Below are 16,475 nucleotides of genomic sequence, written 5' to 3' on the forward strand. Positions count from 1 at the left end.
ACTGAGACCGGTCCAGGCCGGGTTCCGGCCTGGTGGATGGGGCCTGGGGAAGGCAAAGCCTTCCCCAGCATCAGTCCATCGGCTGCCTGCCTCGCCCCTTCTTCACATCCGCCCGCTTCGCCTTCCCCTCCAGCCTGCGCTTCTTGGAGGCGAGGGTCGGGCGGGTCGGCCGGCGCGGCGGCGGGGGCGGCACCGCCGCCTCGCGGATCAGCTCGAGCAGCCGTTCCAGCGCATCCTCCCGGTTCCGCTCCCGCGTGCGGAAGCGCTGCGCGGTGATGATGATGACGCCGTCCTGGGTCAGCCGGTGCCCCGCCAGCCGCTCCAGCCGGGCCCGCACCGCATCGGGCAGATTGGGCGAGAGGCGGGCGTTGAAGCGGAGTTGCACCGCCGTCTCGACCTTGTTGACATTCTGCCCCCCGGGGCCGGAGGAGCGGATGAAGTCCTCCGACAGCTCATCCTCGGCGATGGCGATGCGGCGGGTGACCTGGATCACGGCAGCAGGGTCCCGCTCGGCTGCTCGTCCTTCAGCGCCACACCGGTCGCGCCCAGTTGCAGCGCCGCGCCGGTGAGCCAGAGCAGCTTCTCCGCCGCCGCCGCGGGCGAGAGGCCACCGGGACGGATGTTGGAGATGCAATTGCGCTCGGCATCCGTCCGCCCCCGCCGCGGGCCGAGGGTGAGGTAGAGGCCGAGGCTGTCGGTGGCCGAGAGGCCGGGACGCTCGCCGATCAGCACGGCGACCATGGCGGCGCCCATCGCCTCGCCGATCTCGTCGCCGAGGGCGACGCGGGCCTGGCTGGCGAGGACGACCGGGGCGATGGCAAGGCCCGCCCGGCGCAGCAACGGCACCGCGGCGGCGATCAGCGCCGGGGCCCCGCTCTGCACGCCGATGGCAGAGAGCCCGTCGGCCACGACGAAGAGGAAGGCGCCGGGCGCCGGCGGCAGGCGGGCGCGGTCGGCCTCGTGCAGGCGGCGGCCGAGATCGGGGCGCAGCAGGTAGCCGCGGCGATCCGCCGCCTGGCTGGCGACGCGGATGGCAGGGAGGCCGAGCGCCGCCTCCAGCGCATCGAGATCGAGCGTCGAATGGACGGCATCCCGCGCCCGCGCATGGGCCTCCTGGAAATCGAGATGCGCCGCGGTCGGCAGCCCATGCCCCGCCCGACCGAGCGCCACGCGCGCCGCGGTGAAGCGACGCAGTTCCACCCAGGGGGTCGGGACCGTCATTGCAGCCCGATCAGCGCCGGCGCCAGCGGCAACTGCCCGGCACCGCTCGCTGCCTCGATGCCCATCCGCTCCATCCAGGCCTCGAATTCCGGCGCCGGCTTCCGGCCGAGCGCGGCGCGCAGATAGAGGCCGTCATGGAAGGAGGTGGATTGGTAGGCCAGCATCACGTCATCCGCACCCGGCACGCCCATCACATAGGTGACGCCGGCGACGCCAAGCAAGGTGAGCAGGGCATCCATGTCGTCCTGATCGGCTTCGGCATGGTTGGTGTAGCAGACATCCACCCCCATCGGCAGGCCGAGCAGCTTGCCGCAGAAATGGTCCTCCAGCCCGGCGCGGGTGATCTGCTTGCCGTCGAACAGGTATTCCGGCCCGATGAAGCCGACAACGGAGTTCACCAGCAGGGGTGCGAACTCCCGCGCCACCGCATAGGCCCGCGCCTCGATGGTCTGCTGGTCGCAGCCGTGATGCGCCTCGGCCGAGAGGGCGCTGCCCTGGCCGGTCTCGAAATACATGCAGTCGGTGCCAACCGTGCCGCGCCCCAGGGCGAGCGCCGCCTCCTGCGCCTCCCGCAGCAAACTCAGGGTGACGCCGAAGCTGCGGTTCACCCCCTCCGTCCCACCGATCGACTGGAAGACGAGATCGACCGGCGCGCCCCGCTCCATCGCCAGCAGGCTGGTGGTCACATGGGCGAGGACGCAGGACTGGGTCGGAATGGCGTAGCGGTCCCGCACCGCATCCAGCAGCTCCAGCAGGCGGATCGTGGTGTCCAGGTTGTCGGTCGCCGGGTTCACCCCGATCACGGCATCCCCGGAGCCGAGCAGGAGGCCGTCGAGGATGGCCGCCGCCACGCCGCGCGGATCGTCCACCGGGTCGTTCGGCTGGAGGCGGAGCGAGAGCCGGCCGGGCAGGCCGAGCGTGTTGCGGAAGCGGCTGGTGACGCGGCAGCGGGCGGCGACCGCCACCAGATCCTGCAGCCGCATGATCTTGGAGACGCCGGCCGCCATCTCCGGCGTCAGCCCGGGGCGGAGGGCGGCCAGCGCCTCCGGCTCCGCCGCCAGCAGCCAGTCGCGGAAACCGCCGACCGTCAGATGTGCGACGGGGGCGAAGGCCGCCGCATCGTGCCGGTCGAGGATCAGCCTTGTGACCTCGTCGGCCTCATAGGGGATGACGGCCTCGCTCAGGAAATGCCGCAGCGGCAGGTCGGCCAGCGCCCGTTGGGCCGCCACCCGCTCCTGCGCCGTCTCCGCCGCCACCCCGGCCAGCACATCACCCGACCGCAGCGGCGTCGCCCGCGCCAGCAGGGTCCTGAGATCCGGGAAGAGGTAGCGGGTGCCGCCCACGGCATGCGCAAAGCCCATCCCCCGGGTTTAGCAAGGCCGGGGCCAGTCTTGCCAGCCGGCCCCGGCGGCGGGAGGATGCGGCCAAGGACCGAGGGGAAACGCATGCCGGACGCCGCCGAAGACTGGCCGGACCAGATCTATGCCCTGCTCAAGGAGCACGATATCCGCCAGGTGGCGCTGGTGCCGGATGCCGGGCATTCCCGCCTCATCAAGCGCTGCCTCGCCGATAACGACATCAAGGTCGTGACGCTGACCACCGAGGAGGAGGGCATCGGCATGCTCTTCGGCGCCTGGCTCGGCGGCGAGAAGGGCGTGCTGCTGATGCAGAGCTCGGGCGTCGGCAATTGCATCAACATGCTCTCGGTGCCGATCGCCCACCGCACGCCGCTGCCGATGATCGTCACGATGCGGGGCGACTATGGCGAGTTCAACCCCTTCCAGGTGCCGATGGGCAATGCCACGCAGCAGGTGCTCGAGGCGATGGGCACGCTGGTGAAGCGCGCTGATGCGCCGGAGGATGTGGCGCCGACCGTCAACGCCACGCTCAGGATGGCCTTCAACACCTATCGCCCGACCGCGACCCTGATCGGCCAGCGGGTCATCGGCGCCAAGACGTTTGGGAAGTGAGGGGCGGGAAATGACCACCATGCGCACTGGACCCACGGGCAAGCTCCTCCGCCGCGACGTGGTCGCGGAACTGCTGCGGGATCGCGGCGGGCTGCTGGCCATCGGCGGCCTCGGCGCCCCGGCCTGGGACATCACCGCCGCCGGCGACGCGCCGGAGAACCTGCCGCTCTGGGGCGGCATGGGCGGCGCCGCGATGATGGGCCTCGGCCTGGCGCTGGCCCAGCCCTCCCGCCCCGTCGCCGTCATCACCGGCGATGGCGAGATGCTGATGGGCATCGGCAGCCTTGCCACCATCGCCGTGCAGCGGCCGCGCAACCTCGCCATCGTCGTGCTCGACAACGAGCATTACGGCGAGACGGGCATGCAGGAGACGGCGACGCGCCATGGCGTCGATCTCGTCGCCATGGCCCGCGGCGCCGGCATCGGCGAATGCCGGCTGGTGAAGACCGCCGAGGAGGTCACCGCCCTGCGCGATGCGCTGCATGCCGGCGCTGGGCCTTTGTTTGCCACGATCAAGATCGATGAGGCGCCCGTGCCGCTGGTCCTGCCGCCGCGTGAGGCGGCGATCCTCCAGGCGCGGATGCGCGAAGCCATCATGGGCAAGGCTGCCCACCTTCAGTAGAGCGGAACCGCCCGATGCCCCATGTCGTCTGCCTGCGCCCGGTCCATCCGGAAGCCCTCGCCCTGCTCCGCGCCCGCGAGGGCGTGACGGTCGAGGTGCTGGACCCGGTGAATGACGAAACCATCGCCGCCGCCATGCCGAAGGCGGATGCGGTGATCGTCCGCGCCACGCCGATCAACCGCGCCTTCCTCGCCCATGCGAAGAATCTCCGCATCGTCGCCCGCCATGGCGTCGGCTATGACGCGGTGGATGTCCCGGCGCTGACCGAGCGCGGCATCCCGCTCACCGTCACGCCGGATGCGAATGCGCAGAGCGTCGCCGAGCATGCGATGATGCTGCTGCTGAACATCGCCCGGCAGACCCGCTTCTACGATGCGGCGACGCGGGAGCTCCGCTGGAGCAACCCGCCGGTGCCGGCGACCTTCGACCTCGCGGGCCGCACCATCCTGGTGATGGGCTTCGGCCGCATCGGCGGGCGCGTCGCCCGGCTGGCCGCGGCCTTCGGGATGAATGTCCTGGTCCGGGACCCCTTCATCCCGCAGAACACCATCAAGGGCGCCGGTTTCCGGCCGGTGAAGGATCTCGCCGCCGGCCTCGCCGAGGCGGATGTCGTCACCATCCACCTGCCGAGCAACGAGAAGACGCGCGGCACCGTCAATGGCGAGTTCCTCGCCAGCATGAAGCAGGGCGCGGTGCTGGTGAACACGGCGCGCGGCACGCTGGTGGATGAGAAGGCGCTGGCCGGTGCACTGACTAGCGGGCACCTTTCGGCCGCCGGGCTCGATGTCTTCTGGGACGAGCCGGCGCGGGCCGACAATCCGCTGCTGAAGCTGCCCAATGTCGTCCTCACCCCGCATTCCGCGGCCGCGACCGAGCAGGGGCTGCGCCGTATGGCCCTCTCCTGCGCCGAGAGCATCCTGCAGGTCTTCGACGGCAAGCTCGACCCCGATGTGGTCATCAACCAGGAGGTGCTGCGCGGTAACGCGTAGCGTCAGGGCATGGAGAATCCGCTGCTGGTCCTGGCCGATCACGCCGCCTCCTGGCGTGATCGGCCCCTGCCGCCCGAGGTCGCCCATCATGCGCGGCGGGCTCTGATCGACTGGTTCGCGGCCCTCCTGCCCGGCTGTTCCCGCCCGCCCGCCACGTTGCTCGCTGCGGCGCTGGCGCCGGAGCGCGGGCCCGGCCGGTCCATCTGCTATGTCGATGGCAAGGCCGGGCCACTGCGCCATGCCGCACTGCTGAATGCGACCGCCAGCCACACGGTCGAATTCGACGACATCTTCCGCGATGCCGGCTACCATCCCGGCTGCCCGACCATCGCTCCGGCGCTCGCCGCCGTGCAGCAGCAGGGTGCAGGCATGGAAACGCTGCTCCGCGCCATCACCGCCGGCTACGAGATCTCCTGCCGCATCGGCATGGCGGTGCAGCCGAGCCACTACAAGAACTGGCACACCACCGGCACGGTCGGCACCTTCGGCGCGGCGACGGCGACCGCGCTGGTGCTCGGCTGCGATGCCGAACGGACGGCCCATGCCATCGCCACCGCCGCCACCTTCGCCGGCGGGCTGCAACAGGCCTTCCTGTCCGATGGCATGTCGAAGCCGCTGCATCCCGGCCATGCCGCCGATGCCGGGGCGCTGGCCGCCATCGGCGCCGCGGCGGGCGTGACCGGCGCGCTCGATGTACTGCACGGGCCGAAGGGCTTCGCTGCCGCGACCAGCGAGGATACCGGCAAATGGACGGCGGCGCTGGCCGATCTCGGACAGCGCATCTGCATCACCGAGATGACCTTCAAGAACCATGGCTGCTGCGGCCACATCTTCGCCGCGCTGGACGCGGTGGATGACCTGCAGCGCGAGCATGGTTTCGGCGCCGGGGACGTCGCCGCCATCCATGTCGGCGGCTATGGCCCGACCAAGACCGTCTGCGACCGGCCTGAGGCGCGGACTGAGCAGGAATGCCGCTTCTCGACCCAATACTGCATGGGGGCGCTGCTGGTCCTCGGCGGCGTCCGCCTTGCCGCCTTCGCGCCGGAGAACCTCTCGAACCCCGCCATCCGCGCCATCATGCCACGCGTCACGGTGGAGCTGGACCCGGAACTGGCCAATGCCTATCCCGGGCAGCGCGCAGCCCGGGTGCGGGTGACGCTGCGGGACGGGCGGGTGCTGGACCGCTTCCAGCCGACCCGCAAGGGCGATCCGGACGCCCCGCTCTCCGATGCCGATCTTTCGGCCAAGTTCTCGGAACTGGTCGCCCCCGTCCTCGGCGCCGGCCCGGCCTCGGCCCTGCTCGAGGCGCTGTGGCACGGCGATGCCGTACCGGGTGCGCTGCCTATCTGAACAGCGCCGGCAGCCAGAGGCTCAGCGCCGGCACATAGGTCACCAGCAGCAGCACCACGACCATTGCCGCATAGAAGGGCGCCGAGGTTTTCGTCGCATCCCACATTGAGACCTTGCCGACCGCGCAGGCAACGAAGAGCACGGGCCCGACCGGCGGAGTGATAGTGCCGATGCCGAGATTGACGATCAGCACGATGCCGAACTGAACCGGGTCCATGCCGATCGCCTTCACCACCGGCAGGAAGATCGGCGTGCCGATCATGATCAGCGGCGCCATGTCCATGAAGGTGCCGAGCAGCAGCAGGACGATATTGATGATCAGCAGCGTCATCAGCGGGTCGTCGGTGATGCCCTTCATCAGCGCCACCGTCTGCGCCGGCACCTGCAGCAGCGCCATCAGCCAGCCGAAGGCGCTGGCCGTGCCGATGATGAGCATGACCATGCCCGTCGTCCGCACCGCCCCGCCGACCGCATGGATGAAGCCCTGCCAGCTCAAGCTGCGATAGACCAGCAGCACCACCAGCAGCGCGTAGATGACGGCGACGCAGGCGCTCTCGGTCGCGGTGAAGATGCCGCTGCGGACGCCGGCGAAGATGATAACGATCAGCATCAGGCCGGGAATGGCATTGAAGATCAGCCGCGCCAGGATCGCCCAGCCGGGGAAGGTCTCCCGCGGATAGCCGCGCTTCACCGCCACCAGCCAGGCGACGACCATCAGCGAGAGCATCATGACGATACCGGGGACGATGCCGGCGGTGAAGAGGTCCGCCACGCTGATCGCCCCGCCGGCGGCGATGACATAGAGGATCATGTTGTGGCTGGGCGGGATCAGCAGGTCGATCAAGGCCGCATTGGCGGTGATGTTCACGGCATAATCGGGCGCATAGCCGCGCGCCTTCATCTGCGGGATCATCACGCCGCCGACCGCGCTGGCATCGGCGACGGCCGAGCCGGAGACGCCGCCGAACAGCGTCGCCGCGACGATGTTCACCTGCCCGAGCCCGCCGCGCAGATGCCCGACCATGGCGGCGGCCAGCGCTACCAGCCGGTCGGCGATCTGGCCCCGCATCATCAGGTCGCCGGCGAAGATGAAGAAGGGGATCGCCAGCATGGAGAAGACATTCATGCCGGAGGCGAGCTGCTGGAACACCACGATCGGCGGCAGGTCCATGTACAGCACGGTAGCGAAGGCCGCGGCGCCGAGGCAGAAGGCGACCGGCACGCCGATCAGCAGCAGCAGCGTGAAGCTGCCGAGCAGCAGGGTGAGTTCCACGGTGCGTGCCCCTAGCTATCGGTCAGGACGGTATCGGAGGGGATGCCGACCGGGGCCCGGCCGGTCGCCAGCCGCGCCACCAGGCGCTCGATCCCGAAGAGTGCCATCAGCGCGCCGCCGAGGGTGATCGGCAGGTATTCCACGGTCCCCGGCAGGCCGAGGGTCGGCAGGGTCGCATCCCAGACGGTGAGAGCGAGGTCGCTGCCATACCAGGCCATGGCCGCGCCGAAGACGGTGATGACCAGGTCGGAGAGCATGTTGAAGGCCAGGGCAAGGCCGCTGGGCAGCGTGTCGCGCAGCGTCTCGAAGCCCATATGGAAGCCCTCGCGCACCCCGGCCGCGGCGGCGCCCAGGATCACCCAGGCCATCAGCAACAGCGCCGAAGCCTCGGCCCAGGCGGGGGTGTCGTTCAGGACGAAGCGGCCGAAGACACCCCAGGCGACGACGGCGGTCATCGCTACCATGGCAAGGCCGGCGATGAAGATCGCGGCCCGGGCGACGCCTTGCAGCGCCGCCGAGAGACCGCGATGCAGCGATTGCATCCCGGTCACGCCGCTCGGATGCGGTCGACGAGCGCCTTCAGCTTGGCGTCGCGCACGAACTGGTCATAGACCGGCTGAACCAGCTTGGCGAAGGCGGGCTTGTCGGCCGCGACCACCGTCGCGCCGCCGGCCTCGACCTGCTTGCGGGCCTCCTCCTCCATCTTGACCCAGAGGCCGCGCATATGCGGCACGCTCTCCTTCGCGGCCTGGCGGATGATCTCCTGATCCGGCTTGGCGATGCGGTCGAAGCTGCGCTTGCTCATCGCCACGATCTCGGGCGTGAGGCTGTGCTCCGTCATCGCATAGTGCTTCGCCACCTCGAAATGGCGGGCCGTCAGGTAGGAAGGGAAATTGTTCTCGGCCCCGTCCACCACGCCGGTCTGCAGGGCCGAATAGACCTCGCCATAAGGCAGCGGCGTCGCATTGGCGCCGAAGGCCCGCATCATCGCCACCCACATATCGGATTGCTGGACGCGGATCTTGAGGCCCTTCATCTCCTCCGGCGTCCGGGCCGGGCGGCCGCGGGTGTAGAAGCTGCGCGCGCCGGCATCGTAGTAGCCGAGGGTGACGAGGCCATGCGCCATGGTGCCCTTGCCGATATCCTCGCCGATCGACCCGTCCATCACCTGCTGCATATGCGCGGTGTCGCGGAACAGGAAGGGCAGGCCTGCCACCAGCGTCTCCGGCACCAGGTTGTTCAGCGGCGCGGTATTGACGCGGGTGATGTCGATGACACCGAAGCGGGTCTGCTCCAGCGTGTCCTTCTCGTCGCCGAGCTGGCGCGAATGGAACATCTGGATCTTGATGCGGCCGCCGGTCCGCTCCTCGATCAGCTTGCCCATGTATTTCACGCCCTCGATGGTCGGATAGCCATCGGGGTGGATGTCGGCGGCGCGGAGGGTGACGCCCTGGGCGCTGGCCCGGCCGCCAATCCAGGGGGCGGCGAGGGCGGCGCCGAGCATCAGGCGGCGGCGGATGGTGACGCTCTCCATCAGATCATTCCTCCAGCGGGCGATCTCCGCCGCCCGGTCAACTGCAATAGCAGATAGCAGCTTGCGCCCCGCCTGGGCGGGAAGTCAACGGCCCTGGCGCGGGGCGGCGAGGACACCGTTGGTCGTGAGGGAGCGGAGCACGTGATGGCGCATCCGCGCCTCGGCCAACGCCGGGTCGCGCGCCTTGAGCGCAGCGAGGATCGAGACGTGCTCGCGCAGCGCCTTCGGCATGTCCTTCGGCGTGCTGCCGAGGGCGCGCAGCCGGCCGAGATCGTCATAGGCCCGGAGCGCCTCGAGCGACTTCACCAGGAACAGGTTGCCGGTCGCGCCTTGCAGGATGGCATGAAAGCGCTCGTTCAGTTCGGCCAGCGCCTCGGTATCCGCGGCCGCGGTGGCGGTGCGCATCCCCCGCACGATCCTGGCCAACTCGGCCAGATCCTCGCCCGCCATGCGCTCGGCCGCCAGCGCCGCTGCCACCCCCTCCAGCGCGGCGCGGATGCGGCCGAGCTCGGCCAGCCGTTCCGGCCCGATCTCGGCCACCACCGTGCCGCGGCGCGGCAGGGTGACGACCATGCCGTCCTGCTCCAGCCGCCGCAGCGCCTCCCGCACCGGCTGGGCGGAGATGCCCAGCGCATTCGCCATGCTCCGTTCCGAGATGCGGCTGCCGGGGCGCAGGGTGCCCTGCACGATGCCGTCGCGCAGGCGCCGATAGGCCCGCTCCCCGAGCGAGAGGGTTTCCTCCTCGGCAAGCGGCTCGACCGGGATTGCGCGCGCGGACATGGACAACTGCTATAGCAGCTGGCAGGGTGGGCCGGAAGTCATTGCCACCGAGGAAATGCCATGCCCCGCAAGAGGCCCGAAGAGTTGCGCAGCCACCGCTGGTTCGGGGTGGACGATCTCCGCGCCTTCGGCCACCGCTCCCGCCTGTTGCAGACCGGCCTCGCCGAGGCTGATTTCCGCGGCAAGCCGGTGATCGGCATCATCAATACCTGGTCCGACCTCAGCGTCTGTCACGCCCATTTCCGCACGCGGGCCGAGGAGGTGAAGCGCGGCGTCTGGCAGGCGGGCGGCTTCCCGGTGGAGCTGCCGGCGCATCCGATCACCGAGCAGTATCAGAAGCCGACCAGCATGCTCTATCGCAACTTCCTGGCGATGGAGACCGAGGAGCTGGCGCGCAGCCATCCCTGCGACGGCCTCGTGCTGATGGGCGGCTGCGACAAGACGCCGCCCGCCCTCGTCATGGGCGCGCTCTCCGCCAACCTGCCCTGCGTCTTCGTCCCGGCCGGCCCGATGCTCTCGGGCAATTGGCACGGCAAGAAGCTCGGCAGCGGCAGCGATGTCTGGAAATACAATGCCGAGCTGCGCGCCGGGAACATCACCCAGGCGCAGTGGAAGGATATGGAAAGCGGCATCGCCCGCAGCTTCGGCACCTGCATGACGGCCGGCACGGCGGCGACGATGATGCTGGCCGTTGAGGCGATGGGCCTGGCGCTGCCCGGCGCCTCCTCGATCCCCGCGGCCGATTCCGCCCATCCGCGCATGGCGACGGCGGCCGGCCGCCGCATCGTCGATATGGTCTGGGAGGATGCGACGCCGTCCAGCTTCCTCAGCCAGGCCAGCATCGACAATGCGGTGACGGCGACCATGGCCTTCGGCGGCTCGACCAATGCCATCCCACATCTCATTGCGATGGCCCGGCGCGGCGGCTTCCAGCTCGACCTCGACCGGTTCGACGCCATCAGCCGCCGGACACCGCTGATCGCCAACCTCCGGCCCAATGGCGATACCTGGCTGATGGAGGATTTCTACTATGCCGGCGGCGCCCGGGCCTTCCTCGCCCGCCTCGCCCCCTATCTGGACCTCTCGGCCCGCACCGTCACCGGCGCGACGCTCGGCGAGAACCTCGCGGGCGCCGAGTGCTACAATGAGGACATCATCCGCCCGCTGGAGCGACCCTTGCAGCCGGAAGGTGGCGTCGCCGTCCTGCGCGGCTCGCTCGCCCCGCGCGGCGCCGTCATCAAGACCAGCGCGGCCGATCCGAAGCTGCTGACGCATACCGGCCCGGCCGTGGTCTTCGAGGACTACAACGACATGAATGCCCGGCTGGACGATCCGGCGCTGGAGGTCACGGCGGACAGCGTGCTGGTGCTGCGCCAGGCCGGCCCCCAGGGCGGGCCCGGCATGCCGGAATGGGGCATGATGCCGATCCCGAAGAAGCTCCTCCAGCAGGGGGTGCGGGACATGGTGCGCCTCTCGGATGCGCGGATGTCCGGCACCAGCTACGGCACCTGCATCCTGCATGTGGCGCCCGAATCGCATGTCGGCGGGCCGCTGGCCCTGGTCCGCAATGGCGACCTCATCCGGCTCGACGTGCCGAACCGCAGCCTCGACCTGCTGGTGGAGCCGGCGGAGCTGGAGCGGCGCCGCGCCGCCTGGACCCCGCCGCCCCGCCGCTATGCCCGGGGTTGGACCGCGCTGCATCTGGATCATGTCCGCCAGGCCGATGAAGGCTGCGATTTCGACTTCCTGGAGGCCGGCCCCCCAACGCCCGAGCCAGAAATTCACTGAATTTTTCGGCTCTTCACCGAACTGTGCAGCCACCACTTCACGCGCGTCGGGTTAGAAACTCGGCGTAAAGGAACGGAATCGTGGCGGAAGACGAGGGCGAGGTGGAGTTCCAACTGTTGGAAGGCTGGATGCTGGGCGTCCTGCTCTTCCCGCTGGCCATGGAAGAGATCGAGCGGGTCCCACCCGCCAACGATACCGAATAGCCGCCGGCGGGCTTGCCGCGGCCGGTGATCCTGGCCAGCATCCCGCCCATGCAGCACATCGCCGACGCCGCCGCCGCCTTGGCCAGCGGCCGCATCTCTGCCGAAGCCCTGGTCGAGGCCGCGCTCGACCGCATCGCCGCCCCTGAGGGCGAGGGCCGCCGGACTTTCACCGCCGTCCATGCCGCCGCCGCCCGCGCCGAGGCCCGCGCCCTGGACGCGCTGCGCCATGCCGGCCGCGCGCCGAGCCCCTGGGCCGGCATCCCCATCACCGTGAAGGACCTGTTCGACGAGCGCGGCCATCCGACGCCGGCCGGCTCCGTCGTGCTGAAGGACGCGCCCGTCGCGGCGCAGGACGCGCCGGTGGTGGCGCGGCTGCGGCGGATGGGCTTCGTCGTCATCGGCCGGACCAATATGGTCGAATTCGCCTTCTCCGGCCTCGGGGTGAACCCGCATTACGGCACCCCCCGCTCGCCCTGGGACCGGGCGACGGGGCGGCTGCCGGGCGGCTCCTCCTCGGGCGCCGCAGTCGCGGCGGCGGACCATATGGGCTTCGGCGGGCTGGGGACGGATACCGGCGGCTCCTGCCGGGTGCCGGCCGCCCTCTGCGGCGTGGTCGGTTATAAGCCGACGGCGCGGCGGGTGCCGATCACCGGTGTCCTGCCGCTGGCCCCCTCGCTGGATTCGGTCGGGCCGCTGGCCCGCAGCGTGGCCTGCTGCCACCTGCTGGACGCCGTCATCAGCGGCGAGGAGAACCCGCAGCCCCTGCATGCGCGGCCCATCGCCGGCCTCCGGCTCGGCCTCCCGCGGCGGACCTTCCTGACGGATGACATGGACAGCGTGGTGGGCAACGCCTTCCAACGCGCCCTCTCCCGCCTCTCCGCCGCCGGCGCCCGGATCGAGATGCTGGACATCCCCGAACTGGCCGAGCTGCCGGTGGTGAACGCCACCGGCGGCTTCGCGGCCAGCGAGGCCTGGGCCTGGCACCGCGCCCTGATCGCCGAGAAGGCCAGCCAATACGACCCTCGGATCCTGGCCCGCATCCGCCGCGGGGAGCGGATGGGCGCCGCCGACTATATCGACCTGGTCGCCGCCCGCGCCCGTCTCTGCGCGGCCCTCGCCCGCCGCACCGCGGAATTCGATGCCATCGTCACCCCCACCTGCCCGATTATCCCGCCGGCGCTCGCCGAGGTGGAGCAGGAGGCGGAGTACAACCGCATCAACCTGCTGCTGCTGCGGAACACCTCGGTCGGCAATTTCCTCGACCGTTGCAGCATCAGCCTGCCCATCCACCGGCTCGGAGAGGCGCCGGTCGGCCTGATGCTCACCGGCGAGACCATGGCCGATGCCGCGCTGTTCCGCACCGCCGCCGCAGTGGAAGCAGCCCTCAGCGAAACGCCCGCATGATCCGCGCCCAGTCCTCGATCGCCGCCTCCTGGCCGGGGACGATCTGGACGGTGAATTCGGTGTAGCCGGCATCGCGCAGGTCGCCGATGCGGCGCTTCAGCTCGGCCTCGGTCGCGGTGAAGCTGCTGATGCGGACCATCTCCGCGGTGACGAAGGGGCGCTCCTCCGGCTTCACGAACATCAGATGCCCCCGGTGGTTCTGCAGCCAGGGGGCGTCCTTCGGCTCGAAGGTCCGGGCCAGCGCCACATAGCCTTCCACCGCAGCGCGGCAGCTTTCCGGCACCGGGGAGATATTGGGCAGGCCGGACAACACCTCATCCGCCGCCCGGTGCAGCAGCACCGCGGCGCGCGGCCCGGCCTGGGCCACGGCGCGGTCGCTATCGGCCGGCTCGCCCTCCTCCAGCACACAGCCGAGGACGTAGGCTGTCGCCTGCAGATCGCCCGCAGCCTGGCCCGCCGCCGTCCAGGCCTGCTGCATCTCGCCCAGCATGGCGACGGCGGCCGGGACATCGGAGAAGAAATTGATCCAGCCCGCCCCGAGCCGCGCCGTCAGCGCCCGGGCCCGCGGCCCCGCCGCGGCCAGATGCAGGCGCATCGGCGTCCGGGTGTCGATCAGGCCGAGATCGGGGTTCAGCAGCCGGATCTTCCGCCGCTGCCCCTCGAGCTCCGCCTCCACCGTCTGCTCATCGAGGAGGGCGAGCATCACCCGGATATATTCCTCGAACTCCTTCAGCTTCATGGCGCCGAGCCCCATCGCCCGCCGTCCGGTGAAGCCGGTGCCGATGCCCATATCGATCCGCCCCGGCGCCAGCTTGTTCAACGATGCGAAGGCATTGGCCGTGACCGGGGCAATGCGGTTGGACGGGATCAGCACCCCGGTGCCGAGCCGGATGCGGCTGGTCTTCACTGCCGCCGCGCCCATGGCGACGAAGCAGTCCGCACTCAGCATCTGGGTGTCGTAGAACCAGGCGGAGCGGAAGCCGAGCTCCTCGGCCCGCTGCGCCAGCTTCCAGCTCTCGGCGTCCGTCGCCATGGCGATGCCGAATTCCATGACCCGATCCCTTCCCTGTTTGGCCCAGCCAAGCGCGGCGGCGCCCACGGGGCAAGCTTCCCAGGCTAGCCGCTGCCGCTATGGTGGGGGCGTGATCAGCTTCCTTGCCATCTGCCTGCCGATCTTCGCCGTCATCGGGGTGGGATGGCTGGCGGCATGGCGAGGGATGATCCAGCCCGCCATGGTCGATGCGATCGGCAGCTTCTCCTTCCTCTTCGCCCTGCCGGCGCTGCTGCTGCGGCTGATGGCCGCCCAGCCGCTCGGCCGCAGCTTCGAGCCGGGCTTCTTCCTCGGCTATCTCGGCGCCTGCCTCGGCATCTTCGCCCTGGTCATGGCGGCCTCCCTGCCCTTCCGCCGGCGTGCCCAGGCGGCGGCGATCGGCGCCGCGGCGGCCATGGGCAATGTCGGCTATCTCGGCCCGCCGTTGCTGCTGCCGCTGCTGGGGGAACAGGGGGCAGGTCCCATCGCCATGTCCATCATGTCGGAGGTGGCGGTGGTGCTGGCGCTCGGTTCGGTGCTGATGACGCCGGGGGCCGGGTTCCGCACCATGGGCCGGGTGCTCGGCATCCTGGCGCGCAACCCCGTGCTGCTCTCCATTGGCGGCGGGGCGCTGCTCGGCGCGGCCGGCCTGCCCCTGCCCGCCCCGATCGAGCGTTTCCTCGGCTTCCTCGGCGGGGCGGCGGGGCCGACCGCGCTCTTTGCCCTGGGCGGGACGCTGGCGCGCCTGCGGATCGACCGGCGGCTGCTGGCGGCGGCGAGCGGCGCGGTGGCGGCGAAGCTGGTCTTTTATCCGCTGCTGGTCTGGCTGGTGCTCGGCCAGCTCCTCGGCCTCGCCCCGGTCTGGGTGCAATCCGGCGTGCTGCTGGCCGCCATGCCGACCGCCACCAATGCCTTCGTCATGGCCCAGCGCTACCAGGCGGCGGCCGATGAGGTCTCGGCCGTGGTGCTATTCTCGACGCTGATCGCCGCCCTGGCCTTCCCGGCAACGGCCTGGCTTATGGCGCCGCCGGTGCCGCTGCCCTGACTACCGGATGGGCGGCGCGTACATCAGCCCGCCGCGGGTCCAAAGGTCGTTCAGTCCACGCCGGAGCCCGATCGGGCTGCCCATGCCGAGATTGCGCTCGAAGATCTCGCCATAGTTGCCGGCCGCCTTGACCGCCCAATAGGCCCAGCGCCGGTCGAGCCCCATCAGCGGCCCATGGTCGCCGGCGAGGCCGAGCAGCCGCCGCACCTCCGGATTCTCGCTGGTGAGGAAGCTGTCGATATTCGCCTGGGTGATGCCGAATTCCTCCGCGGTCAGCAGGGCGAAGAAGGTCCAGCGCACGATGTCGAACCACTGGTCGTCGCCATGGCGCACGACCGGCGAATGCGGCTCCTTGCTGATGATCTCGGGGAGGATCACATGCTCCTCCGGATTGGGGAAGGAAGCGCGCAGGCCGGCGAGCTGGCTGGCATCCGTGCTGTAGGCATCGCAGCGTCCGGCCAGGTAGCTGCGCCGCGCCTCGTCATTCTGCTCGAAGACGACGGGACGGTAGTCGATCTTGTTCGCCCGCGCCCAGTCGGTGAGGTTCAGCTCATTGGTGCTGCCGGCGACCACGCAGATCGAGGCGCCGCCCAGCTCCATCGCCGATTTCAGCCCGAGCGAGGTGCGCAGCAGGAAGCCCTGGCCATCGAAGAAACTCACCGCGGCGAAATTTAGCCCGTTGGCGGTGTCGCGCGACTGGGTCCAGGTGACGGTGCGGATCAGCACATCGATCTGGCCGGATTGCAGCGCCGGCAGCCGCGCCGTGGTGGTCAGCGGCACCCAGCGGATCTTCGCCGCATCGCCGAGCACCGCCCCGGCCAGTGCCCGGCAGAGATCGTTGTCGATGCCGCGATACTCGCCGCGGCTGTCGGGCAGGGAGAAGCCGGCCGCGCCGGTCGAGGTGCCGCAGACCAGGAGATCCCGCTGCTTGACCGCTGCGAGGGTCGGCCCGGCGCTCTGCGGCTGGGCTTGCGCAGCGGGTGCCAGCAGGCCGAGGCCCGCCAGCAGGATGGCGGCAAGGATGGGCTTCGGCATTGGGCGATCTCCCGGGCTCTCGGAGCCATGATGCGCCAGACCGCTGCCCGGGCCAATCCGGCGGCGGCACAAGCCGGAACGGTCGCAAACGCTACGCATCCGATCGCGTTGCTGCCGAGTATCGTATACGGCCCAGCATGACGCGGGCTCTGTCCCGATGCCTGGAGCCTGCCGTGATCCCGCGCCCCATGCCGGCCGCTGCCTTGGACGCCGCTGGCCCTGCCCGGACCC

Annotated in this window: 17 protein-coding genes; 8 read left to right on the forward strand and 9 right to left on the reverse strand. The window is 70.3% G+C overall.

Annotation, left to right across the window (positions count from 1 at the left end):
- Window positions 1-70: 70 nt before the first annotated feature.
- From arfB to JMJ55_RS08260, 3 genes are read right to left on the reverse strand one after another with little or no spacing between them, the layout of a single operon-like run.
- Window positions 71-493, reverse strand: coding sequence for an alternative ribosome rescue aminoacyl-tRNA hydrolase ArfB (arfB, locus tag JMJ55_RS08250; protein ID WP_202825061.1), 423 nt, complete (start codon window positions 491-493; stop codon window positions 71-73).
- Window positions 490-1,221: an ethanolamine ammonia-lyase subunit EutC gene (eutC, locus tag JMJ55_RS08255; RefSeq protein ID WP_202825062.1), complete on the reverse strand. Its 732-nt coding sequence runs from the start codon at window positions 1,219-1,221 to the stop codon at window positions 490-492. The genes arfB and eutC overlap by 4 nt, the downstream gene beginning before the upstream one ends.
- Window positions 1,218-2,582 carry an ethanolamine ammonia-lyase subunit EutB gene (locus JMJ55_RS08260; protein WP_202825063.1) on the reverse strand — a complete coding sequence of 455 codons (1,365 nt, stop codon included), beginning with the start codon at window positions 2,580-2,582 and terminating at the stop codon, window positions 1,218-1,220. Before JMJ55_RS08260 ends, eutC begins: the two co-directional genes overlap by 4 nt.
- 84 nt (window positions 2,583-2,666) lie before the next feature.
- Here JMJ55_RS08260 and JMJ55_RS08265 point away from each other — a divergent pair, with 84 nt between their 5' ends.
- From JMJ55_RS08265 to JMJ55_RS08280, 4 genes are read left to right on the forward strand one after another with little or no spacing between them, the layout of a single operon-like run.
- Complete coding sequence (locus JMJ55_RS08265) at window positions 2,667-3,191, forward strand: thiamine pyrophosphate-binding protein (protein ID WP_202825064.1); 525 nt, start codon at window positions 2,667-2,669, stop codon at window positions 3,189-3,191.
- 19 nt (window positions 3,192-3,210) lie between these two features.
- Complete coding sequence (locus JMJ55_RS08270) at window positions 3,211-3,813, forward strand: thiamine pyrophosphate-dependent enzyme (RefSeq protein ID WP_202825065.1); 603 nt, start codon at window positions 3,211-3,213, stop codon at window positions 3,811-3,813.
- 14 nt (window positions 3,814-3,827) lie between these two features.
- On the forward strand, window positions 3,828-4,802 hold the full coding sequence (locus JMJ55_RS08275) for a hydroxyacid dehydrogenase (RefSeq protein WP_202825066.1): 975 nt from the start codon (window positions 3,828-3,830) through the stop codon (window positions 4,800-4,802).
- A 9-nt stretch (window positions 4,803-4,811) separates the two neighbouring features.
- The gene (locus JMJ55_RS08280; protein ID WP_202825067.1) at window positions 4,812-6,152 is read left to right on the forward strand and encodes an MmgE/PrpD family protein; all 1,341 of its coding nucleotides are present in this window, start codon (window positions 4,812-4,814) and stop codon (window positions 6,150-6,152) included.
- Here JMJ55_RS08280 and JMJ55_RS08285 read toward each other — a convergent pair.
- From JMJ55_RS08285 to JMJ55_RS08300, 4 genes are all read right to left on the reverse strand, one after another.
- Window positions 6,145-7,425: a TRAP transporter large permease gene (locus JMJ55_RS08285; protein ID WP_202825068.1), complete on the reverse strand. Its 1,281-nt coding sequence runs from the start codon at window positions 7,423-7,425 to the stop codon at window positions 6,145-6,147. The two genes, JMJ55_RS08280 and JMJ55_RS08285, sit on opposite strands and share 8 nt — an antisense overlap.
- A gap of 11 nt (window positions 7,426-7,436) precedes the next feature.
- The gene (locus JMJ55_RS08290; RefSeq protein WP_236033562.1) at window positions 7,437-7,967 is read right to left on the reverse strand and encodes a TRAP transporter small permease; all 531 of its coding nucleotides are present in this window, start codon (window positions 7,965-7,967) and stop codon (window positions 7,437-7,439) included.
- A gap of 5 nt (window positions 7,968-7,972) precedes the next feature.
- Window positions 7,973-8,959: a TRAP transporter substrate-binding protein gene (locus JMJ55_RS08295; protein WP_202825070.1), complete on the reverse strand. Its 987-nt coding sequence runs from the start codon at window positions 8,957-8,959 to the stop codon at window positions 7,973-7,975.
- Window positions 8,960-9,043: 84 nt separating this feature from the next.
- On the reverse strand, window positions 9,044-9,739 hold the full coding sequence (locus JMJ55_RS08300; protein WP_202825071.1) for a GntR family transcriptional regulator: 696 nt from the start codon (window positions 9,737-9,739) through the stop codon (window positions 9,044-9,046).
- Between the two features lie 60 nt (window positions 9,740-9,799).
- Here JMJ55_RS08300 and araD point away from each other — a divergent pair, with 60 nt between their 5' ends.
- The 3 genes from araD to JMJ55_RS08310 all read left to right on the forward strand — a co-directional run bounded on the left by araD (window position 9,800) and on the right by JMJ55_RS08310 (window position 13,134).
- The gene (gene araD / locus JMJ55_RS08305) at window positions 9,800-11,527 is read left to right on the forward strand and encodes an L-arabinonate dehydratase (protein ID WP_202825072.1); all 1,728 of its coding nucleotides are present in this window, start codon (window positions 9,800-9,802) and stop codon (window positions 11,525-11,527) included.
- Window positions 11,528-11,607: 80 nt separating this feature from the next.
- Window positions 11,608-11,730 (forward strand): hypothetical protein, encoded by a 123-nt coding sequence (locus JMJ55_RS31550; RefSeq protein ID WP_268885272.1) that lies wholly within the window; start codon window positions 11,608-11,610, stop codon window positions 11,728-11,730.
- A gap of 48 nt (window positions 11,731-11,778) precedes the next feature.
- A complete protein-coding gene (locus JMJ55_RS08310) occupies window positions 11,779-13,134 on the forward strand; it encodes an amidase (protein ID WP_202825073.1) in 1,356 nt (451 codons plus the stop codon).
- On the opposite strand, the gene JMJ55_RS08315 is transcribed toward JMJ55_RS08310, so the two are convergent.
- Window positions 13,115-14,185, reverse strand: coding sequence for an LLM class flavin-dependent oxidoreductase (locus tag JMJ55_RS08315; protein WP_202825074.1), 1,071 nt, complete (start codon window positions 14,183-14,185; stop codon window positions 13,115-13,117). The genes JMJ55_RS08310 and JMJ55_RS08315 overlap by 20 nt on opposite strands.
- 91 nt (window positions 14,186-14,276) lie before the next feature.
- On the opposite strand from JMJ55_RS08315, the gene JMJ55_RS08320 reads away from it, so the two are divergent.
- A complete protein-coding gene (locus JMJ55_RS08320; RefSeq protein WP_202825075.1) occupies window positions 14,277-15,209 on the forward strand; it encodes an AEC family transporter in 933 nt (310 codons plus the stop codon).
- Here JMJ55_RS08320 and JMJ55_RS08325 read toward each other — a convergent pair whose 3' ends face one another.
- Window positions 15,210-16,244: an amino acid ABC transporter substrate-binding protein gene (locus tag JMJ55_RS08325; protein ID WP_202825076.1), complete on the reverse strand. Its 1,035-nt coding sequence runs from the start codon at window positions 16,242-16,244 to the stop codon at window positions 15,210-15,212.
- Window positions 16,245-16,475: the final 231 nt, after the last annotated feature.

It is taken from the genome of Belnapia mucosa, assembly GCF_016775475.1.
GTDB classification, from domain to species: domain Bacteria; phylum Pseudomonadota; class Alphaproteobacteria; order Acetobacterales; family Acetobacteraceae; genus Belnapia; species Belnapia mucosa.

Excerpts from the sequence above, each read along its gene's own strand:
- eutC (WP_202825062.1), bottom strand. The coding sequence starts at position 1,221 with ATGACGGTCCCGACCCCCTGGGTGGAACTGCGTCGCTTCACCGCGGCG.
- JMJ55_RS08260 (WP_202825063.1), bottom strand. The coding sequence starts at position 2,582 with ATGGGCTTTGCGCATGCCGTGGGCGGCACCCGCTACCTCTTCCCGGAT.
- JMJ55_RS08265 (WP_202825064.1), top strand. The coding sequence starts at position 2,667 with ATGCCGGACGCCGCCGAAGACTGGCCGGACCAGATCTATGCCCTGCTC.
- JMJ55_RS08270 (WP_202825065.1), top strand. The coding sequence starts at position 3,211 with ATGCGCACTGGACCCACGGGCAAGCTCCTCCGCCGCGACGTGGTCGCG.
- JMJ55_RS08275 (WP_202825066.1), top strand. The coding sequence starts at position 3,828 with ATGCCCCATGTCGTCTGCCTGCGCCCGGTCCATCCGGAAGCCCTCGCC.
- JMJ55_RS08280 (WP_202825067.1), top strand. The coding sequence starts at position 4,812 with ATGGAGAATCCGCTGCTGGTCCTGGCCGATCACGCCGCCTCCTGGCGT.
- JMJ55_RS08290 (WP_236033562.1), bottom strand. The coding sequence starts at position 7,967 with ATGCAATCGCTGCATCGCGGTCTCTCGGCGGCGCTGCAAGGCGTCGCC.
- JMJ55_RS08295 (WP_202825070.1), bottom strand. The coding sequence starts at position 8,959 with ATGGAGAGCGTCACCATCCGCCGCCGCCTGATGCTCGGCGCCGCCCTC.
- JMJ55_RS08300 (WP_202825071.1), bottom strand. The coding sequence starts at position 9,739 with ATGTCCGCGCGCGCAATCCCGGTCGAGCCGCTTGCCGAGGAGGAAACC.
- araD (WP_202825072.1), top strand. The coding sequence starts at position 9,800 with ATGCCCCGCAAGAGGCCCGAAGAGTTGCGCAGCCACCGCTGGTTCGGG.
- JMJ55_RS08310 (WP_202825073.1), top strand. The coding sequence starts at position 11,779 with ATGCAGCACATCGCCGACGCCGCCGCCGCCTTGGCCAGCGGCCGCATC.
- JMJ55_RS08315 (WP_202825074.1), bottom strand. The coding sequence starts at position 14,185 with ATGGAATTCGGCATCGCCATGGCGACGGACGCCGAGAGCTGGAAGCTG.
- JMJ55_RS08325 (WP_202825076.1), bottom strand. The coding sequence starts at position 16,244 with ATGCCGAAGCCCATCCTTGCCGCCATCCTGCTGGCGGGCCTCGGCCTG.